At 46.4% G+C, this 16,772-nt stretch carries 16 protein-coding genes; 2 read left to right on the forward strand and 14 right to left on the reverse strand.

What is annotated here, in order from left to right:
- Positions 1–78: 78 nt before the first annotated feature.
- The 10 genes from BLA28_RS15730 to BLA28_RS15785 all read right to left on the reverse strand — a co-directional run bounded on the left by BLA28_RS15730 (position 79) and on the right by BLA28_RS15785 (position 11,698).
- Positions 79–831 carry a response regulator transcription factor gene (locus tag BLA28_RS15730; protein ID WP_069158119.1) on the reverse strand — a complete coding sequence of 251 codons (753 nt, stop codon included), beginning with the start codon at positions 829–831 and terminating at the stop codon, positions 79–81.
- 75 nt (positions 832–906) lie between these two features.
- Positions 907–2,469 carry an ADP-ribosylglycohydrolase family protein gene (locus BLA28_RS15735; protein WP_069158120.1) on the reverse strand — a complete coding sequence of 521 codons (1,563 nt, stop codon included), beginning with the start codon at positions 2,467–2,469 and terminating at the stop codon, positions 907–909.
- Positions 2,469–4,352, reverse strand: coding sequence for a cache domain-containing sensor histidine kinase (locus BLA28_RS15740; protein WP_143131504.1), 1,884 nt, complete (start codon positions 4,350–4,352; stop codon positions 2,469–2,471). The genes BLA28_RS15735 and BLA28_RS15740 overlap by 1 nt, the downstream gene beginning before the upstream one ends.
- A gap of 67 nt (positions 4,353–4,419) precedes the next feature.
- Positions 4,420–5,214, reverse strand: a complete 795-nt coding sequence (locus BLA28_RS15745) for a carbohydrate ABC transporter permease (protein WP_009252487.1) — start codon at positions 5,212–5,214, stop codon at positions 4,420–4,422.
- Positions 5,214–6,101 (reverse strand): carbohydrate ABC transporter permease, encoded by an 888-nt coding sequence (locus tag BLA28_RS15750; RefSeq protein WP_069158122.1) that lies wholly within the window; start codon positions 6,099–6,101, stop codon positions 5,214–5,216. The genes BLA28_RS15745 and BLA28_RS15750 overlap by 1 nt, the downstream gene beginning before the upstream one ends.
- A 94-nt stretch (positions 6,102–6,195) precedes the next feature.
- A complete protein-coding gene (locus BLA28_RS15755; protein WP_069158123.1) occupies positions 6,196–7,581 on the reverse strand; it encodes an ABC transporter substrate-binding protein in 1,386 nt (461 codons plus the stop codon).
- A gap of 307 nt (positions 7,582–7,888) precedes the next feature.
- Positions 7,889–9,127, reverse strand: coding sequence for a DUF6070 family protein (locus BLA28_RS15760; RefSeq protein WP_242880619.1), 1,239 nt, complete (start codon positions 9,125–9,127; stop codon positions 7,889–7,891).
- 244 nt (positions 9,128–9,371) lie between these two features.
- Complete coding sequence (locus BLA28_RS15765; RefSeq protein WP_069158124.1) at positions 9,372–10,034, reverse strand: DUF1062 domain-containing protein; 663 nt, start codon at positions 10,032–10,034, stop codon at positions 9,372–9,374.
- 345 nt (positions 10,035–10,379) lie between these two features.
- Positions 10,380–10,652, reverse strand: a complete 273-nt coding sequence (locus BLA28_RS15775) for a CD3324 family protein (RefSeq protein WP_069158126.1) — start codon at positions 10,650–10,652, stop codon at positions 10,380–10,382.
- Between the two features lie 263 nt (positions 10,653–10,915).
- Positions 10,916–11,698, reverse strand: a complete 783-nt coding sequence (locus BLA28_RS15785) for an AraC family transcriptional regulator (protein ID WP_069158128.1) — start codon at positions 11,696–11,698, stop codon at positions 10,916–10,918.
- A gap of 222 nt (positions 11,699–11,920) precedes the next feature.
- On the opposite strand from BLA28_RS15785, the gene BLA28_RS15790 reads away from it, so the two are divergent.
- A complete protein-coding gene (locus BLA28_RS15790; RefSeq protein ID WP_069158129.1) occupies positions 11,921–12,652 on the forward strand; it encodes a ThuA domain-containing protein in 732 nt (243 codons plus the stop codon).
- Positions 12,653–12,681: 29 nt separating this feature from the next.
- Positions 12,682–13,788 carry a Gfo/Idh/MocA family protein gene (locus tag BLA28_RS15795; RefSeq protein WP_069158130.1) on the forward strand — a complete coding sequence of 369 codons (1,107 nt, stop codon included), beginning with the start codon at positions 12,682–12,684 and terminating at the stop codon, positions 13,786–13,788.
- 101 nt (positions 13,789–13,889) lie between these two features.
- On the opposite strand, the gene BLA28_RS15800 is transcribed toward BLA28_RS15795, so the two are convergent.
- Genes BLA28_RS15800 through BLA28_RS15815 form a run of 4 tightly spaced genes read right to left on the reverse strand, consistent with a single transcriptional unit; the run spans position 13,890 to position 16,726 of the window.
- Positions 13,890–14,615 carry a hypothetical protein gene (locus BLA28_RS15800; protein WP_069152590.1) on the reverse strand — a complete coding sequence of 242 codons (726 nt, stop codon included), beginning with the start codon at positions 14,613–14,615 and terminating at the stop codon, positions 13,890–13,892.
- On the reverse strand, positions 14,609–15,463 hold the full coding sequence (locus BLA28_RS15805) for an ATP-binding cassette domain-containing protein (RefSeq protein ID WP_069158131.1): 855 nt from the start codon (positions 15,461–15,463) through the stop codon (positions 14,609–14,611). Before BLA28_RS15805 ends, BLA28_RS15800 begins: the two co-directional genes overlap by 7 nt.
- Complete coding sequence (locus BLA28_RS15810; protein WP_069158132.1) at positions 15,460–16,044, reverse strand: hypothetical protein; 585 nt, start codon at positions 16,042–16,044, stop codon at positions 15,460–15,462. The genes BLA28_RS15805 and BLA28_RS15810 overlap by 4 nt, the downstream gene beginning before the upstream one ends.
- Positions 16,031–16,726: a hypothetical protein gene (locus BLA28_RS15815; protein WP_069158133.1), complete on the reverse strand. Its 696-nt coding sequence runs from the start codon at positions 16,724–16,726 to the stop codon at positions 16,031–16,033. Before BLA28_RS15815 ends, BLA28_RS15810 begins: the two co-directional genes overlap by 14 nt.
- Positions 16,727–16,772 lie beyond the last annotated feature (46 nt).

A 16,772-nucleotide genomic window follows, 5' to 3' on the forward strand; every position in this document is an offset into this window, starting at 1 on the left:
TATTCCTTCCCGAAACGCAAATAAGGTTTATTACTATAAACCTAGTTTATAGTAATAAACCTTATTTGTCAATCTTATTCAGCAGGTTTCCGGAAAGCTAATGGAGAACCTGCTTCTGAAAGCGGAGGGGGATTCCCCTTCCGCGCTCTTGAACACTTTGGTGAAAACCCGGTAATCCCTGAAGCCTGTTTCTCCCGCTATTTCCGTAATACTCTTTCCTGTAGAAGCAAGCAGCGTCCTCGCTTTGTCCATGCGCAGCTTTGTTAAATAATCATGATACTTCATACCCAGTTCATTTTTAAACAGCTGACTGATATAAGAAGGATTCAAGTGGAATTCGTCCGCCAGGGTCTGCAGGGTGATATCCTCAGAAAGATGCTCCTGAAGGTAGGCCGCCAGCTGATATACAGGCTTTTCCGCACACAGGCCTGTCTGCGGGCATTTGTTCTGTATCAGCTTCAGCTTTATTCTTTCAATCACTTTTCCGAACTCCCCGAAATCCACAGGCTTCAGAATATAGTCCATGATCTGAAGGCGCAGCGCCTCGCGGCAGTATTCAAATTCATCATAGCCGCTCACTATGACACAGGCGCATTCCCCGTTCTGATCTCTGATTACCCGAAGAGCTTCCAGCCCCGACATAACAGGAATATTGATATCCATGATAATAATATCCGGCTGGTACAATTTGGCCTGGTTCACAGCCATTACCCCGTCCAGGGCCTCACACACCACCTCACACCCATATGCCTTCCAGTCAAACAGTCTTTTAAATCCTTCCAGGATTGTCACCTCGTCATCCACCAGCATTACCTTCAGAGAATTTCCCATACCGGCCTCCCCTATTTTTTCCCTGCGCAAGGTACCATAAAGCCCATGGCCGCAAAGGGCTCATGGGCTTATTCTTTATGCCTCCCGCATCAGCGTTACTTTTACAGCTCCGGAAGAATGTCTTCCTTCCAAGGATACCTCTACAACAAACTCAAGCCTTCCGCCGTCATAAAGATCCGTGTTGAATGCAATCTCCACTTCGGCTTTGGAGCCATACAGATTATTTAATGGAAGGGTATAGCCTTTTCCATTTAAGAGTTCCACTCCCGACGGCATATAAACGTTGATCTTCGCCCACTGCTGCTGCCTCATGGTATGGGAATTCGTCACAGTCACTTTTATTTTCCTGGTTTCCCCGGATTTAAAGAAGATCGAGTCCTCATAATCCACCATGATATTAAAGGCCGGGAAGGAATATCTCACCACATAAGGGGACAGGCTGCACAGATCCTTCACAGGAAGCGCTTCGTCTTTGCCGTTTCCGTTGATTTTCGGAATGTAATCGGAGGTTCTCTTGCAGTAGAGTTCGTTTCCTTCCTTACAATCGATAGTCATGCCTCCGTCCGCAAAGATATCACAGATATCCTGGCCAAGGAAACCGGGCGCCGCGCGCATCACCCGTTCCGTAAGTTCCGTAACCGTGGAGGGCACCCAGATGCCTCCGCTCGTCTTGTCGATGCAGAGTGTGGCTATCTTGTCATCCAGAGGCGCCGTCCATTTTTCAGGAAGCCCTGACGCACCGGCGATAATTCCCAGAACAGCCCCCAGGGTGGCGCAGGTACAGTCCGTGTCCTCTCCGCAGGCCACCGCCATGCAGAGGCTCTTTCCGAAATCCTCCTCTCCATAAAGCCAGCCGGCAATGGTAAACGCCACATTCTCCGGAGCATCAAAGCCGGGAGCACCGATTTCCATGCCCTCATTTCCTTCCGCAGGGATATCCTGAATCGTTCCGCTCTGAACACCAAAGGTACCGGGAGCCGTATTATGAATCGCTTTGCGCGCCTCCGTAAATTCCATATGATTGTCATAGCATTCCATGGCTTTGCGGATTGCAGCCGTCGTTTTGCTTTCCTCCGGTATGTAAGACAGTGCGATATCAATCAGCTTTCTTTTATCGCTCTCAACAAATGCCGCGCTTTGCAGGGCCGCGAAGAAAATCTCCCCATACATGCCCTCCCCTTCATGATCCACGATGGCATCTTCATAGGCATAACGCGCCGCCAGCTCGGGATTACCGGGAGCCAGGCAGGCCCATATTTCCGAACGGATATAACAGCCGCAGCTGTCTTTGTAAGTATTGTCAATCAGCCCTGACAGAGGCGGCTGCAGCCCTGCGCGCAGATTCGCCTTTCCCGTCCCGTATTCCACCCAGTTGGGAATACAGTAAGAAAGCCAGTATTCACCCAATATGGAAGCATTCACATTCCTTCCATAGCGCTCCACCGCCGCCAGCCAGATAATCTGCAGATCCAGATCATCATTGGGCGGAGGCCCCATGGACAGATCCTGCGTATAGAAGGAAATGTCATTCACCTGTCTCTTTCCCTCAAACGGCGCCCCCAGCACACCGCCGATATTTTTGCCGGCCCAGCAGCCCATAACCTTGTCTTTGTAGGTTGCAAAATCCAGTTTTCTCATTACAAACCCTCTCTTTCTACATTGCTCTTAATTATTAATGTCACCGTAACCCCGCCTTCCGGGTTATCCTGATAGGACAAACCTGCGGTGTCCGGATAAAACATCTTCAGCCTTCTCTGCACATTGACAATGCCTATGTGCATTTCCTCCGTACCTGTTTCACAGGTATCATCCCCTGCATTCTGCAGGACATTTTCCAGCAGGCTCCGGGTTCCCGGAGAGAATCCCGCCCCATTATCATAGATACGTATAACAATATTTTCACCATCCGTCTCATCCCTGCTGACCGAAAGCCGCACCGTCCCCCGATAGCCCACTCCCCGCAGCCCGTGCATGACACTGTTTTCAACCAGGGGCTGCAGAATAAAATTAGGCATTTCCACATCCAGAAGCGACTCGTCTATTTCATATTCACAGTTCAGGAACGGGTACCGGCAGCACATCAGCTTGAGATAAGCCTGTATCAAACGGATCTCATGGCTTACCGACACCATCTGGCTGTCCGCCTTCACACTCAGCCGGAAAAAATCAACCATCTGCATGATCATGGCGGATACCTCCTTATCTCCGTTCAGTTCCGCCTTAATCCGGATGGTATCCAGCGTATTATAAAGGAAATGAGGGTTGATCTGGTTTTTCAGATAGAGCAGGGACATCCTCTGCTGCTTCAATTCCGCCTCCTTGAGACGTACCTTCCCTTCATATTCCGATTCTATCAGCTGGTTAATGATATCCATCATTTTATTGAAGGACGCCACAAGCCTGCCCGTTTCATCCTCTGAGGCAACCACAAAACGCATCCCCATGTCATCCTGGTTAAAATGTGCCATTGAATCTGTCAGTATGGTAAGAGGTCGAAGCATTTTCCTGGTTCCCTGGAAAGTCATGGCTACGGTGATTCCCAAAATCACAAGGAAAACAGCAACCGTAACACCGATGAAACGCATGGCATCCTTCCAAATAAGAGCGATCGCCCTTCTCGTCACCAGTATCATACCGCTGTATTGGGATTTCTGATAGGTAACAAGACAGTCTGTTCCTCTGATCCGTTCCCGGAACACTCCTTTTTCCTCATTCATCCGCAGATAGATTTCCGGAAAAGCATCTTTTATATTTTTCCCCAGGTATTCCGCCTCTTCATCGCAGACAATATCCCCCTCCTCCGTAAGAAGCGTGTATTCCACTTCCTTATCCAGATATTCGTTCAGGACTTCCCTGATATTTTCCATCGTGGTGATCAGAAGGATATGCCCAATCGGTTCATTCGGGGAAAAGCTTTTGATCTCCCTCACCAGATAGATACAGTGTCTGGTATATTCATTTTCCAGGTATCTTGTGTTGAAGCGCATGAAATCCGGCTGTACCCCGACCACCAGACGGCAGCCCGACACGCTCCTTTCCTTGCTCTCCCATTCTTCCATCCGTTTCAGGAATACGGACATATCCATATTTCTCCGCATGGACGGATCCAGGTTATCCTGCCAGAAGACCAGGGAATCCAAATCAAAAATATAGACCGAATTGATATCCTCCCGTATGGTGATAAGCGAGGTGTAAAGCTTCCTCAGATATTCCACATTATCCAGCTGCTCCGCATACGCAAAGGAATCATAATTTTTCAATATTTCCTGGGTCCTCTCATCGGAATAGGTCATGAGTGAAACCCTCCCCATATCCTTCAGCTTATTGTCAATAGAGCTCAGGGTGTTGGAAATATACACATTCATTTTCTGTTTTTCATTTTCCAGGGTAAGCTGATAATTGATCGATACCGTAGTCAATATCAGACTGATAAAAATCAGCAGAATGATCCCTGCATTCATCACTGTAATTTTAGTACTCAGGCTTTTGCGTATCCGGAAAATAAAAGGAACGCCTTTCATAATGGGAAAATCCTCCTGCCTTTCCCGGCGGCATACCAAGCTGCCGGGATTTCCTGTCAATTGCTGTCTATCCCTTTATGGCTCCCTGTGTCAGCCCCGCTATCAAAAACCGGGACCCGAATACATAAAATACGGCAATCGGGCTCAGGCAAATCACCAGCGCCGCATACATCACCTCCAGCGGAAACCCCTGCACCCCCGCTGTCTGCGTAAACCGCAGAGGAACCACCGATATCGGCTGCAGGGAAGTGTCATTAATAAAAATCATGGCCATCTGCAGCTCATTCCAGGCGGAAAGGAAGGTCTGAATCAGCACAAAGGCCAGTCCCGGAACCGCTATCGGCATCATAATGCTTATGAATATCCGCCCTTTTCCCGCCCCGTCAATCCTGGCCGATTCCATCAGTTCATTCGGCAGTGCGTCAAAATAATTTTTAAGCACCATCAGGTTAAAGCAGCAGTTCAGTGTGGCATAAGGAAAAATCAGGGAAAAAGGTGTATTATTTATTTTAAGCCCTTTTACGATTTGAAACAATGGGAAAATAAGCGCTGAAGTAGGAATCATCATTCCGGTAAGAAGCATATAATAAATAGCCTTCTTAAACGGAAAATCCAGCTTGGAAAACGCGAAGGCCGCCATGGCCGCCACCGCAGAAACAATGAGCAGCGTACCGAATACTACGGTAATGCTGGTCAGAAAGTTCGGCGCCAGATTCACGGTTTCAAAAACCCTTACATAATTATGCAGGCCTTCCCCTTTAAAAGAACGGATAAGCATCAGAACCAGGGGAAACAGAAAAAGCGCCGTTGCCAGGATACAGATCAGCTGTCCTGCTATTTTAAAAAACAAAGATTTTCTCATCAGCCCGCCAACTCCTTATCCTTATCATTCCGATAATAAAATTTCAGCTGTATCAGCGTAATCACCATGGCTATCACAAACATCACCATTACAATTGCCGATGCCGGCCCCTGCTTGAACAGATTAAAGGACTGCTTGTAAATATAAGTGGAAAAAAACTCTGTGGCATAATTCGGGCCCCCTCTGGTCAGCACATAAGGAAGATCAAAACATTTCAGCGATCCCAGCATTCCCATGATGAACAGCGTATAATGGGTTCCTCTGAGAAGAGGGAAGGTGATCTTGGCAAACTGCTGTATCTGTCCGGCTCCGTCGATAGTTGCCGCTTCGTACAGGTCCTGGGGAATGTTCAGCATATTCGCGTAATACATCAGCATACTGTATCCCGTCCACTGCCAGATATTCACAAAAATGATACAGGCAAGCGCCCATTTCGGATCGGCCAGCCACTGCTGGCACAGGCCATCCAGATGCAGGAAACGCAGAAATACATTCAGGTATCCTCTGTTCGTTTCAAAGATTTTCGAAAAAATATTTCCGACAATCGCAGGGGTTGCTATTACCGGTATATAAAAAATGATCCTGTAGAAAGATGCAAATTTTAATTTTCTTATGAAAAAGTCGGCAAATACCAGACCGAAGAATGCCTGAATAATAATCGTAAACAAAGCGAAAATAACAAAGTTTCTGATGATTTTCTGCATGATGGGATCCCGGAGCACATTTTTATAATTTTCCAGTCCCACAAAAACCTTGTCGATATTGATACCGTTCCATTCATAAAAGCTGATATAAAAGTTATAGCAGATAGGATATACAATAAATATCAGAAAAAGGATGACGATAGGCAGGATAAACAAATACCCTGAACAGAATTTCTTTTTCATGGCTCTTCCCTCCTTCAGGAGGACGCCCCTTCCCGTCTTCTTCGCGGTAACGGGCGCCCTCTTTTTATGGCACAACCGCATATTGCTGCTTATTTTATCTGGCCTGTGCCTGGGAAGCCGCTTCAATTGCCGCCGCCGCTTCTTCCGGTGTTGCATCTCCCAATGCGAGGACGGTCAGCTGATCACTGATAACCTGCTTCAAATCCGCATAGGCCATTTCCCGGTATCCGCCCAGGTTATTCTCTGACTGTTCCACAATGTATGCCAGGTTATCCAATCCATCCTGATTCATTCCCTCTACATTCAGCTCCAGATCCTTTCTGGAAGGACAGTATGAAAAATAACGGTTAATCAGAATATCCTGCCCTTCATGAAGCATGAAGTCAATGAAAGTCCAGGCAGCCTCCGGATTTTTGGTATTTTTATTCATACACAGGCAGACATCCACAGATGCCGTTACCGGACATACCTTGCCGTCGTTATTCCAGTCAATAAGGAAAATATCATGATCCGCCCCTTCCGAGTTGAAAACCCGGTTCTGATCCGGATCACCGCTCACATAAAAGCCTGCGGACCAGGATCCATTCTGAATCATGGGTATGCTTCCTTCCTTTTCAAAGAGGTCTGAGGTATCATTATAAACGCCTACCCCAAGCGCTCCGTCCTGGAAAATCCCTTCTGTAAAGCAGGACTGCCAGATGCGGAAGGATTCCACCAAATCAGGATCCGTAAAGGGTGTCTCCCCTTCTATGGCAGAGTACAGCTTTTCCGGATTGATATCATTTGCCATACTCATCCAGGTATCAATATTAATCCATGCATCCTTAGCTCCGATAGTCAGCGGATACTGTCCGTTTTCACGGAGTACCTTCGCGCATTCCTTCAAATCATCATAAGAGGTGGGCACCTCCAGACCGTATTCCTTCAGCATATTTACATCCGCCCAGGTAAAGCCTGCATAGGTAAGGCCAAGCGGAAGACCGTAATAATGGCCGTCTTCATTCAGAAGATCCATACAGAAGTCCATGTACTGATCCTTCCAGCTGCTTCCCCAGGACTCTTCCGCATAGCTCGTTAAATCCATTTCAAAATCACGGAATTCCTTGATCGTCGCGCCGGTCTGCATTCCGAATACATCCGCTCCCTCTCCGCTGGCTAAATCAATTTTCAATTTTTCCACATGATCGGTATAGGGCATGTATACATGATTCACCTTGATATTCGGATACTTTTCTTCAAAAGCTGCGATTACCTCATCAATAGCCGCCCCTTCCCCGGGATTCCAGGTCTGAAAATTAATAGTGACCTGTTCGCCGGTACCGCCCCCTGTTGTTTCTGCATTTCCGGTATTATCCGCCTCCTGTACAGCTTTGGTATCCCCTGTGCTTCCGGTTTCCGCAGCGCCCTTTCCGCCGCAGCCCGCCAACAGAGACACTGCCAAAAGAGCCGCTAACCCAATACTTACAAATTTTCTCTTCATAACGAATCCCTCCACAATATAAATACGTTTTTTGTTAACAAGCTTATTATATAAATTAAAATTGTGCAAATATACTTAATATTTATTGCAGAATGTGTTATTTTTTTAGTTTTGTATATCCGCTCATATGGTTTTATTAATTTATTCATTATTATGTTTCTAAACATTGTTATTTTCGCATCAATCATGCGCATTATACACAATCTACATGGCATAAACCGGCAAAAAAAGCCAGCCGTTCCAACCCGGCTGGCATATACAGCAATTGCTGTTCTTTATTCACCTTGGAATTACAGGAGAAAGCACTCTATCCGTAGTATTCTTCCCACTGTTCGTCACTCAGCCTGTCCGTATACCAGACCGGCTCCACATTCTTCTCTGACGGTATCACATGATTGGATACATATTGAAAACTGCCGTCTTCCAAAAGACGGATTACCACTTCATGGGAAAACGCCCGTGCAAGATGCTCCTTCGGCCATACCGCATTCACAGTCAGCCTGATTGTTCCATCCGGATTTTCTTCGCAGGCCGCCACCTCAGGATAAGGCACACCGGGAATGGGGGCAAAATCGTATTGGCCTCTCGTACGGTATTGATAAGCCTTATCCTGATCCAGATAAACCGTACTCCTCCTCAGCACCTGACTGTCTATCCTGAAAAACGTCATAAATACGCCTTCAAAAATTTCTTCCGGCACCTGATAAGCCTCACTGTCAATGGCGGCGGCAAAAGGCCCGCTGCCATACTTCATCTGATACATCCGTTCATACAAATCATAGAAATTCAGTTCCCCGAAGTTCTCTTCACTCCAATGGGAGGTAAACATGTTGTTCAGCCCATAACCCACAGGAAGAATATACCTGTCGTTCAGCTCCCGGAGATCCGGATCCAGGGGGTCCACACGGACAGCCGTATACCCCGGGGCGCCATCAAATCCCGGCGGGCAGTATTCCTCAAAAAACAGATATCCGTCATCTTCATACGTCCATGAATAGGCCTGATACGTATTTTGATAGCTTACATCCGGATTCCCATCCTTCCAATTCAACACAAGCCTTGTAACATCCACCTCTCCTCCGGCAGTATCCAGTTCATTACGGATTAAATCACCGTTTTCCATCACAATAAAAAGCGTCGTCTTTGCTCCCTGCTTTTCCTCAACCTTACCGCAGAACTGTTTTATAAGCCCGGAGTTTACCATGTCAATCTGATTCTCCGTATCCACTGCGGCATATCCGATTTCTCCAAGGCGGCCTATGAGTTCCCGCACCAGCTCCTGATTGCCTGCTGTATTTTCCTGTACTGCCTTTTCATAAATATCCCGGCATGATTCAGCTATGTCTATTGTCTCTCTGACAATGTCATTTTCCGAAACTTCCCCTGCTTCCTCCTTATCCGAAACAGTTGCGGCAATTTCTGTCATTGCCGAGGGACGCTCATCTATTATTTCTCCTGCTTCCCCTTCTGCATCTGCCCTGCTGCCGCATCCGGCCAATGCCAGAAAGGAAAGTAAAATCAGGAGCTTTTTCTTCCTGTATTTCACTATAAAACCTCCTTTTGTTCCTGCTGTTCACTGGTTATACATAAAAGATGTCTGCCCGGACAAAATACACGGCCAGTATCAATACAAATACCCTTCATATCTTACATCTGTAATATTTATAAGTCAAGTCTGAGAAAATCAAATAAGCCAGCCTTACCTTATTTTACACTGCCTTTTTTCGGAGAATCCAATAAATTAACCGCACCGGATTTACAGCTCAAAAAACGGGGAGCCGTTCCCGCGGTTATCCCCGCGGGAACGGCTCCCTGATCTCTGCTTCCATATATATAGGGATTCTGGACCTGCTGTCCTTCCCTCCTGTCCTGATGTACAGACCTCCGCTGTCCTCCAGACAGACAACATCCTTTCTGGAACATTTCAATTCCCTGCACAGAAGCTTGTCCAGGCGCATCGGAATTTCATAAGGATTGTGTATGGAAACTATTCTTTCCACGGAAACTATCCTTTCCACGGGAACTGTATTTTCCGCAGAAATCATCCTCTCTGCATAATCTAATGTCTCACTGGCATCTTTGGCCTCATGGAACGTTTTCTCCACCTTAAGCGGTACCTGTTCCCATAATGCCTCCGCCTTATTCCTGCTGAGAATTTCCTTCCGGCATCCGAATTCCAGGGCTGTATCCGCATCATTTTCCAGAAACCGGTTATACAAATCCTGCCCAAGCATTCCTGGTGCTGTTCTTGTATAAATATCCATATTCCAGCTTGTATCACATTTTTCACAGCGGTATATCAGCCACACATCCAGTTTATTTCCATTGGCATTCATCCGGAAGTTTCCGCTGCTTCTGAATATACTGCTTTTCCGGCAGCCGGAACAGTTCCTGCGTATAGCAGGGGCTTCTCCCGGCAGAATGGTCCATTCCTCTTTCTTTATATAGCTCATCTGCAACTCCTGTTTCTATTTTTTGCGATTAGAAACTGCAGAAGCTATTCTCACTATCTTTATATTTACTGACTGGAATGCCTTCCTCATTCTGAGTGAAAGCGCCATATATTATAATTTCATGCAATAGCCTCTGCTACGCACAAAAAATATCTTTCATCATAAAGCTGTCCTCCCTCTTCGGAAGAATTCAGTTCGTTTTTTCTGTATCTTCTTCCCTGTATTTGCCGGCTGATTACAGGATAACATAATTTTATCCCAACTTCTTCCTCACCTATTTTTAGGAAAAAAGAATGAGAAAAAGGATTCCCGCCTGCGAAAGGCTGTGGAATCCTCTTCCTGTGCTTATTTTCTTTTTTCATTCGCAATAATCCTCTGGATGCTTTTATCTGAAAGGAAATATTTGCCGGAAAGCATTTCCGTATTCATGCCGTTTTTGTAATCAGCATAAATCTTACGGTTGCGTTCTTCCATTTCCCGCCGGTAATCCGTGGATTCTCCCCAGCTTTTCCTGTTCTCTTCCTTTCTCGGAATATAAATATATTCTCCATCCACATATTGCTGTATCAATGCCACCACCTCGGGCGGCAATAATTTCACTGCCTTTCTGTAGCCCATTCTGCCCTCCTAAAAATATGAATTCAGGATAAGCAAAGGCTATTACGTATCTATTCACGAAATCTGCAATAGCCCTTGCTATGCAGAAGTTATATCTGTAGTCATAAAATTACCACCCTCCTTTATTACAAATACCCAAACAAAAGCCCGCCCGGTTTTACCGTATATGAAAACAGGCAGTCCAACAGCTTTTATCATTATATATCGTAAATGCGCCTGCGTAAAGAACGATATGCAATTCTGTTCTAATTTATCCCCGCCCTTTACCACCCCCGGCCCCGGTATTCCTTAGGCGACATCCCCACTGCCTCATGAAAAACACGGTTAAAGCTTCTCTGGCTTTCAAAACCGGCATCCTCCCATATTTCCGTCAGCGGTTTCCTCGTGGAACGGATCTGCTGCATGGCATATTCCAGCCTGATCCGGTTCAGGTACTCACGGAAATTCATCTGCAGCCGGCTGGAAAAGGTATGGGACAAATAGTATTTATTCACATGCAGATTCCTTGCCAGTTCCTCCAGGGACAAGGGTTCCTGAAAATGCTCCATCACATACCTTACCAGACGGTATGTGAGATCCATATCCTCCGGTCTTTCATCCTCGCGGAGCTCAAACCGCGGGAAAAGACTTGCGAGAATCACCTGAATCCAGGCGATACAAAGTTTATCATCCTTCTGTACATCCCCGCTGCATAAACGCCTGAATGCCAGCCTCGCATCCGGCGGAATATCTTTCTTTTCCAGAAACGGATTCTCCGGATAATATTTCTGGATAGTCCTCCCATACGTACCGGACATAGCCGTACTGAAAATAAACAACAGCGCCCTGCTATTATCCTCCGAACGATAACTGTGCACCCGTTCCGGAAAAATCACGGCGCATTCCCCTTTGCCGACCAGGTGGGTTTCTCCCATGACAGAAACCTGGACTCCGCCTTCCAGGCAATACAGCACTTCTACATCATCATGCAGATGAGCCGGGAAATTCATATTGTCCGATACTCCGATCTGCAGTTTACCGCTTCTTTTTTCATAAAAAGGATTCATACAGGCTCCTGTTCCGATCAGAAAATCCCGAAAATTTCATTTTATCCGGTTTCTTATTCCATCACAGCAATTTATGGCCACTTCTATTTGCATTATGGCAATCATTATACGCCCCGGCCTGCTATAATACAAGCACAAAGAAGAAAGAACTTCTCCGCAGGAGACAGAAACTCTTCTTAAGAGAAAAGGGATTCCTTATATGAGGAAGAAAGGAGCATTCAAATGACAGATACAAAAAAGGTATTGATTTTCAAAGGCGGCTGGGACGGCCACGAACCGGATCTGATAGCGGAAAGATTTGCCGGTATTATGGAGAAAAACGGTTATTCCTGTGTCATTTATGACAATCAGGAGGTAATGCTTGATCTGGAGCTTGTAATGAGCCAGGATTTAATCATTCCCTGCTGGACAATGGGTGAGATAGATACAAAGGTTCGTGAGAATATTGTTAAGGCTGTTGCTGCCGGAACAGGGCTCGCAGGCTGCCACGGCGGTATGTGCGATGCATTCCGCAATGATGTGGAATGGCAATTTATGACCGGTGGTCAGTGGGTAAGCCATCCCGGCGGCGATGGAATTTCCTATGAGGTAAATATCCGCAAGGGTTCCAGCCCTATTGTGGAAGGTCTGGAGGATTTCCCCGTATGCAGTGAACAGTATTACCTGCATGTGGATCCGGCGGTAGAGGTACTGGCAACCACCCGTTTCCCGGTTGTGCCTTATTATCATATCTCCAATAAAGTGGTTGATATGCCTGTAGCCTGGACTAAATTCTGGGGCAACGGCAGAGTCTTCTATAACTCCCTCGGTCATCACGATGACGTATTTGATAAATCTCCTTCCGCACAGATCCTGATGGAAAGAGGAATGCTGTGGGCCGCAGAAGGAAAACAGTATGCCGCCGAACACGGACTGACTACGGAAAGATTCAAAAACACAGCCAAAATGTACTAAAAAGAGACTTACAACGAAAAGGAGCTATTATGGAAAACGTCAGAATCGGTATTCTGGGACTGGGCGCCATCAGCGGAATCTATCTGAAAAACCTCACCGGCCTGTTCAGAGAAATAGAAGTTGTGGGCATATATGATTTAATCCCCGAAAAAATGGAACAGGCGCAAAAGGAATATGGAATTCCCAAAGCCTACTCTTCTATGGAAGAAATGTTTCAGGATAAGGATATTGAAATCATCCTGAATCTCACACGGCCTTTTGAACATTATGAAACCACGAAGGCGGCTCTTCTGGCCGGAAAGCATGTTTACAGTGAAAAACCTCTGGCTGCCACCTTTGAAGAAGGAAAAGAACTCGTTGCTCTGGCACAGGAAAAAGGCCTTCTGCTGGGAGGCGCTCCCGATACCTTCCTGGGTGCCGCTGTCCAGACCTGCCGTAAATTGATTGATGACGGCTTTATCGGCCGCCCCATCGGTGCAACAGCACAGATGATCTGCCACGGACATGAGAGCTGGCATCCCTCTCCTGAGTTTTATTATCAGTATGGCGGCGGCCCTATGATGGATATGGGTCCCTATTATATGACCGCTCTGGTTAATCTGCTTGGCAGTGCAAAAGGGTTGACCGGTCTGGTCACAAAAAGCTTTGAAACACGTACCATCACCAGTGAACCCAAATGCGGAACCGTAGTTCCCGTGGAGGTACCCACACACGTAAACGGTATCCTCCAGTTTACAAACGGTGCAGTCGCTACGGTTACTACCACCTTTGACGTATATTATGACAGACAGGACAAACTGGAAATCTACGGTACGGAAGGAACCCTCCGTGTTCCCGATCCCAATGGGTTCGGCGGAAGCATTACTCTCCTGCGTCCTGAAGAAGGAAGCTTTAAAGAAATCCCTCTGGTATTTGATTATCAGGATAACAGCCGCGGACTGGGTGTGGCTGATATGGCGAAGGCCCTTCGCTGCGGCCGCGGCTGCCGGGCGGACTGCAGCCAGACTCTCCATGTCCTGGAAATCATGACTGCCTTTGAAAAAAGCAGCCGGGAAGGACGCTATATGGAACTGGAAACCTCTTATGAAAGAGGCCCCGCCATGGCCCATAACCCCGTACGCGGAATTCTGGACTGAGGGTTTTCTGAAGATTAATATACCGTACATAAAGAGCCTGTACCACGGTTCATTCCGCGTTGGTACAGGCTCTTTTTCCATTCATTATTCCGAAAAGGTTCCTATTCAAACTTTTTTCTTTTCATTAACCATATATAAAGGAAAATTTCTATTCCTGTATATCCTGCAAGCCAGAGGAAATATATCCCGTTTGCCGAAAGGGAGAAATAATCCTCTTTACAGTAATTCACGCTCAGGTCATAAACCGGCGGCAAAATCCAGGTAAGCAGACGTGTGGGCGGGAATTCCTCTCCGATAGGCCCTTTCAGAATAATCACCAGTCCCAGCAGGGCCCCTAACAGCAGGGCCGCTTCTCTTTTTTTGAATAAACGGCTGTTGGCAAAAAGCCCGGTAACTCCTCCGCAGATCCCAATCAGCCAGAAAAGAAAGAAAGCGGATATCAGATCCTCAGGACGAAGCGGCCGCATAAACAGATTCCCCCTGCCTGCCAGATCCACAAGCACAGGATACACTACGCATGCAGCGGACGCTCCGAAGCTTATATAAGCAATCAGGACACATCTTGCGCCGAAAATCTGCTCCTTCTTTTCCGTCTTTATGAATATAGTCTGGTCTATCATAGGATAATTGATATCATCATACATAATCCCCACGGAAAGCATCAGCAGGAATACTACCAGCGAACAAATACTGAAGCTGTCCAGCACATACTGGGGAGCCATGGAATAGGCGAAGCCCAGATAAAAGAACAGCAGGATAAGCGGAAGGATCATTCTGCTGCTATGGAAATATTTATCTCTTTCAAATCGGAACAATTCCTTCAGCATAACTCTTCTGCCTCCTCATATCTGACTATATGCCATTTTATCTCTCCGAAAAATCGAAATAATTCTTCTGCAATCTGAACATCTGCTTCCAGCCTGCAGAGGCTTCCATAATCCGTCATCCCATAAAGGGATTCCCCGAACTGCTTCTCAAGCCTTTCTTTTATCTGCCTGGAATCCTCTCCGTACTTTACCAGTAAAATTGCCTTTTTCCTGCGTATGCCGTATACATATGATATCCCATCCTCCAGCCGCCCATCTTTGATTTCATAAATACGGTCGGCAAGCTCCTCGATAAGATATGTTTCGTGGCAGGCCATGATAAGAGTCATTCCTGCCGCTTTTCTTTTTTTCAACTCCTGAATCAGTGTCATCTGCGACAGCGTATCCTGCCCGGACAACGGTTCATCCAGAAACAGCAGCTCTCTTCTTCCCAGCAGAGCCTGTATCACCCCCGCTTTCTGAAGCGTTCCTTTCGAAAGATATTTCATCGGTGTATCCAGCATGGATTCCAAATGAAACTCCCGGAAATAGCGTCCCATCTCATCCCTGTTTTCCCTGTCGGTTTCCATACGGTACATATGATCCATAAATTTCTGCAGAGTCATATTTATTTTTTCGTACCGATCCGGGATCAATGCCATCCGTATGCCCGGAGAACAGCTAACCTGACCGGAAGAAGGATTACTCAGACCTGAAAGGATCCGCAAAAGCGTACTTTTTCCGCATCCGTTTACACCTACCAGGCCGATCGCCTCTCCTTTTCCCGCCAATAAACTGATATCCTGCAGCACCGTTTTTCCTTCATACTTCTTACTTACATTTTTTGCTTCCAAAATGCTGTTATTCACAATTCTGTCTCCTGCTGCTCCCGATAAAGCAGGCTTTTAACACCTGTCTTATCAGGAAGCGTTATTTTGTATTTGTTTCGGGAATATCCCAGCCATTTTTCCCCTTGTTCCAATAGCAAATGGTCAGCCCCCTCACCAATTTGGACAATCCTTACATCTTCATAGGTTTCTCCGGGAGGAACGATCACTCCGCCGGTTTCTTTTCCCCGGTAATCAAAGACCTGACACTGCATGGAAGGCTCTTCCTTATTTCCGGACGCACTTCCCATATCTACATAGGGTAATGTCCCAGGCTCATTCGCCGGATTTTTCCATGTGATCTGTACACTATAATAAGCTGTTCCCGGTTCTGCATAAAAACCATTGTATTTGTTTCCTATTTTTTCCACACAGATCTGTTCCATTTCTATAAAGCTCTTATTCTCCGCCAGCCACCAATATGGGCGGTGCTTCAGAATCTGCAGAAACAGATATGGCAGCAGAATGAGAATCAGACACCACAGGAAAGTTATAGCCAGATGCCTTCCTATGTATCGGGTTTTCTTCCTTCTTTCCTCCGATTCCAGCTCAGGATTCATCATCCGCCATGCCTCCTTCCTGCCCATCACCCAGCACAACAGGTATGATACAGCGGTATTTCAGGCGATCCGCCCCTTCCTCTTCAGCACTTATTTCAACACAGCAGAGAATATTCTGTGCGCCTTCCTCTACGAAAAAGAACAGACGCCCCTCTTCGGAAGCCTGCCGCCCTCCAATCCCTCTTAAACCATCGTCCGTGAGAATATTGGTACTGTCTATATTAAGCTTATTCAGCATTTTATCTCTGAAATACGGTTCAGAAATTTCCTTATATACCAGATTTCCCTGAAAATTATACTTCAGGTATACTTTTGAAATATATTCCGGTGTCTGCTTTATTTTTTCTGCGGAGAAATCCAGCATCAGCAAATGTTCAGCCACAGGGTTGTTAAGCCCCCTGTTTGAAGCTCCAAGATCTTCAGCCCCCTTCAGAAGCACAAAAAAACCTCCTGCCGCGGTTCCGTCTCCCTGCTTTCCCTCTATCGTTTCAAAACGAAGGGTGGTAAACTGCCGCAGATATTCCTGCTTCACAGATATGGCCGTTCTTATTATAAATGCTGCCACTGCCAGGGAAAAAACAATACAGTAGATACGGATGATACTGCACCCTCTTTTTATTCCCTTATCTATCTGCCATTCCTTTTTTTGTTCCTTATGATATTCTCCGTATTTATCAAAAAGCATGCCGCACCTCCCTGCTTTTTGCAATCCCTATGTTTATTGTACCATA

The sequence above is a fragment of the Eisenbergiella tayi genome, from assembly GCF_001881565.1.
Taxonomy (GTDB): domain Bacteria; phylum Bacillota; class Clostridia; order Lachnospirales; family Lachnospiraceae; genus Eisenbergiella; species Eisenbergiella tayi.

Excerpts from the sequence above, each read along its gene's own strand:
- BLA28_RS15730 (WP_069158119.1), bottom strand. The coding sequence starts at position 831 with ATGGGAAATTCTCTGAAGGTAATGCTGGTGGATGACGAGGTGACAATC.
- BLA28_RS15735 (WP_069158120.1), bottom strand. The coding sequence starts at position 2,469 with ATGAGAAAACTGGATTTTGCAACCTACAAAGACAAGGTTATGGGCTGC.
- BLA28_RS15740 (WP_143131504.1), bottom strand. The coding sequence starts at position 4,352 with ATGAAAGGCGTTCCTTTTATTTTCCGGATACGCAAAAGCCTGAGTACT.
- BLA28_RS15745 (WP_009252487.1), bottom strand. The coding sequence starts at position 5,214 with ATGAGAAAATCTTTGTTTTTTAAAATAGCAGGACAGCTGATCTGTATC.
- BLA28_RS15750 (WP_069158122.1), bottom strand. The coding sequence starts at position 6,101 with ATGAAAAAGAAATTCTGTTCAGGGTATTTGTTTATCCTGCCTATCGTC.
- BLA28_RS15755 (WP_069158123.1), bottom strand. The coding sequence starts at position 7,581 with ATGAAGAGAAAATTTGTAAGTATTGGGTTAGCGGCTCTTTTGGCAGTG.
- BLA28_RS15765 (WP_069158124.1), bottom strand. The coding sequence starts at position 10,034 with ATGAGCTATATAAAGAAAGAGGAATGGACCATTCTGCCGGGAGAAGCC.
- BLA28_RS15775 (WP_069158126.1), bottom strand. The coding sequence starts at position 10,652 with ATGGGCTACAGAAAGGCAGTGAAATTATTGCCGCCCGAGGTGGTGGCA.
- BLA28_RS15785 (WP_069158128.1), bottom strand. The coding sequence starts at position 11,698 with ATGAATCCTTTTTATGAAAAAAGAAGCGGTAAACTGCAGATCGGAGTA.
- BLA28_RS15790 (WP_069158129.1), top strand. The coding sequence starts at position 11,921 with ATGACAGATACAAAAAAGGTATTGATTTTCAAAGGCGGCTGGGACGGC.
- BLA28_RS15795 (WP_069158130.1), top strand. The coding sequence starts at position 12,682 with ATGGAAAACGTCAGAATCGGTATTCTGGGACTGGGCGCCATCAGCGGA.
- BLA28_RS15800 (WP_069152590.1), bottom strand. The coding sequence starts at position 14,615 with ATGCTGAAGGAATTGTTCCGATTTGAAAGAGATAAATATTTCCATAGC.
- BLA28_RS15810 (WP_069158132.1), bottom strand. The coding sequence starts at position 16,044 with ATGATGAATCCTGAGCTGGAATCGGAGGAAAGAAGGAAGAAAACCCGA.
- BLA28_RS15815 (WP_069158133.1), bottom strand. The coding sequence starts at position 16,726 with ATGCTTTTTGATAAATACGGAGAATATCATAAGGAACAAAAAAAGGAA.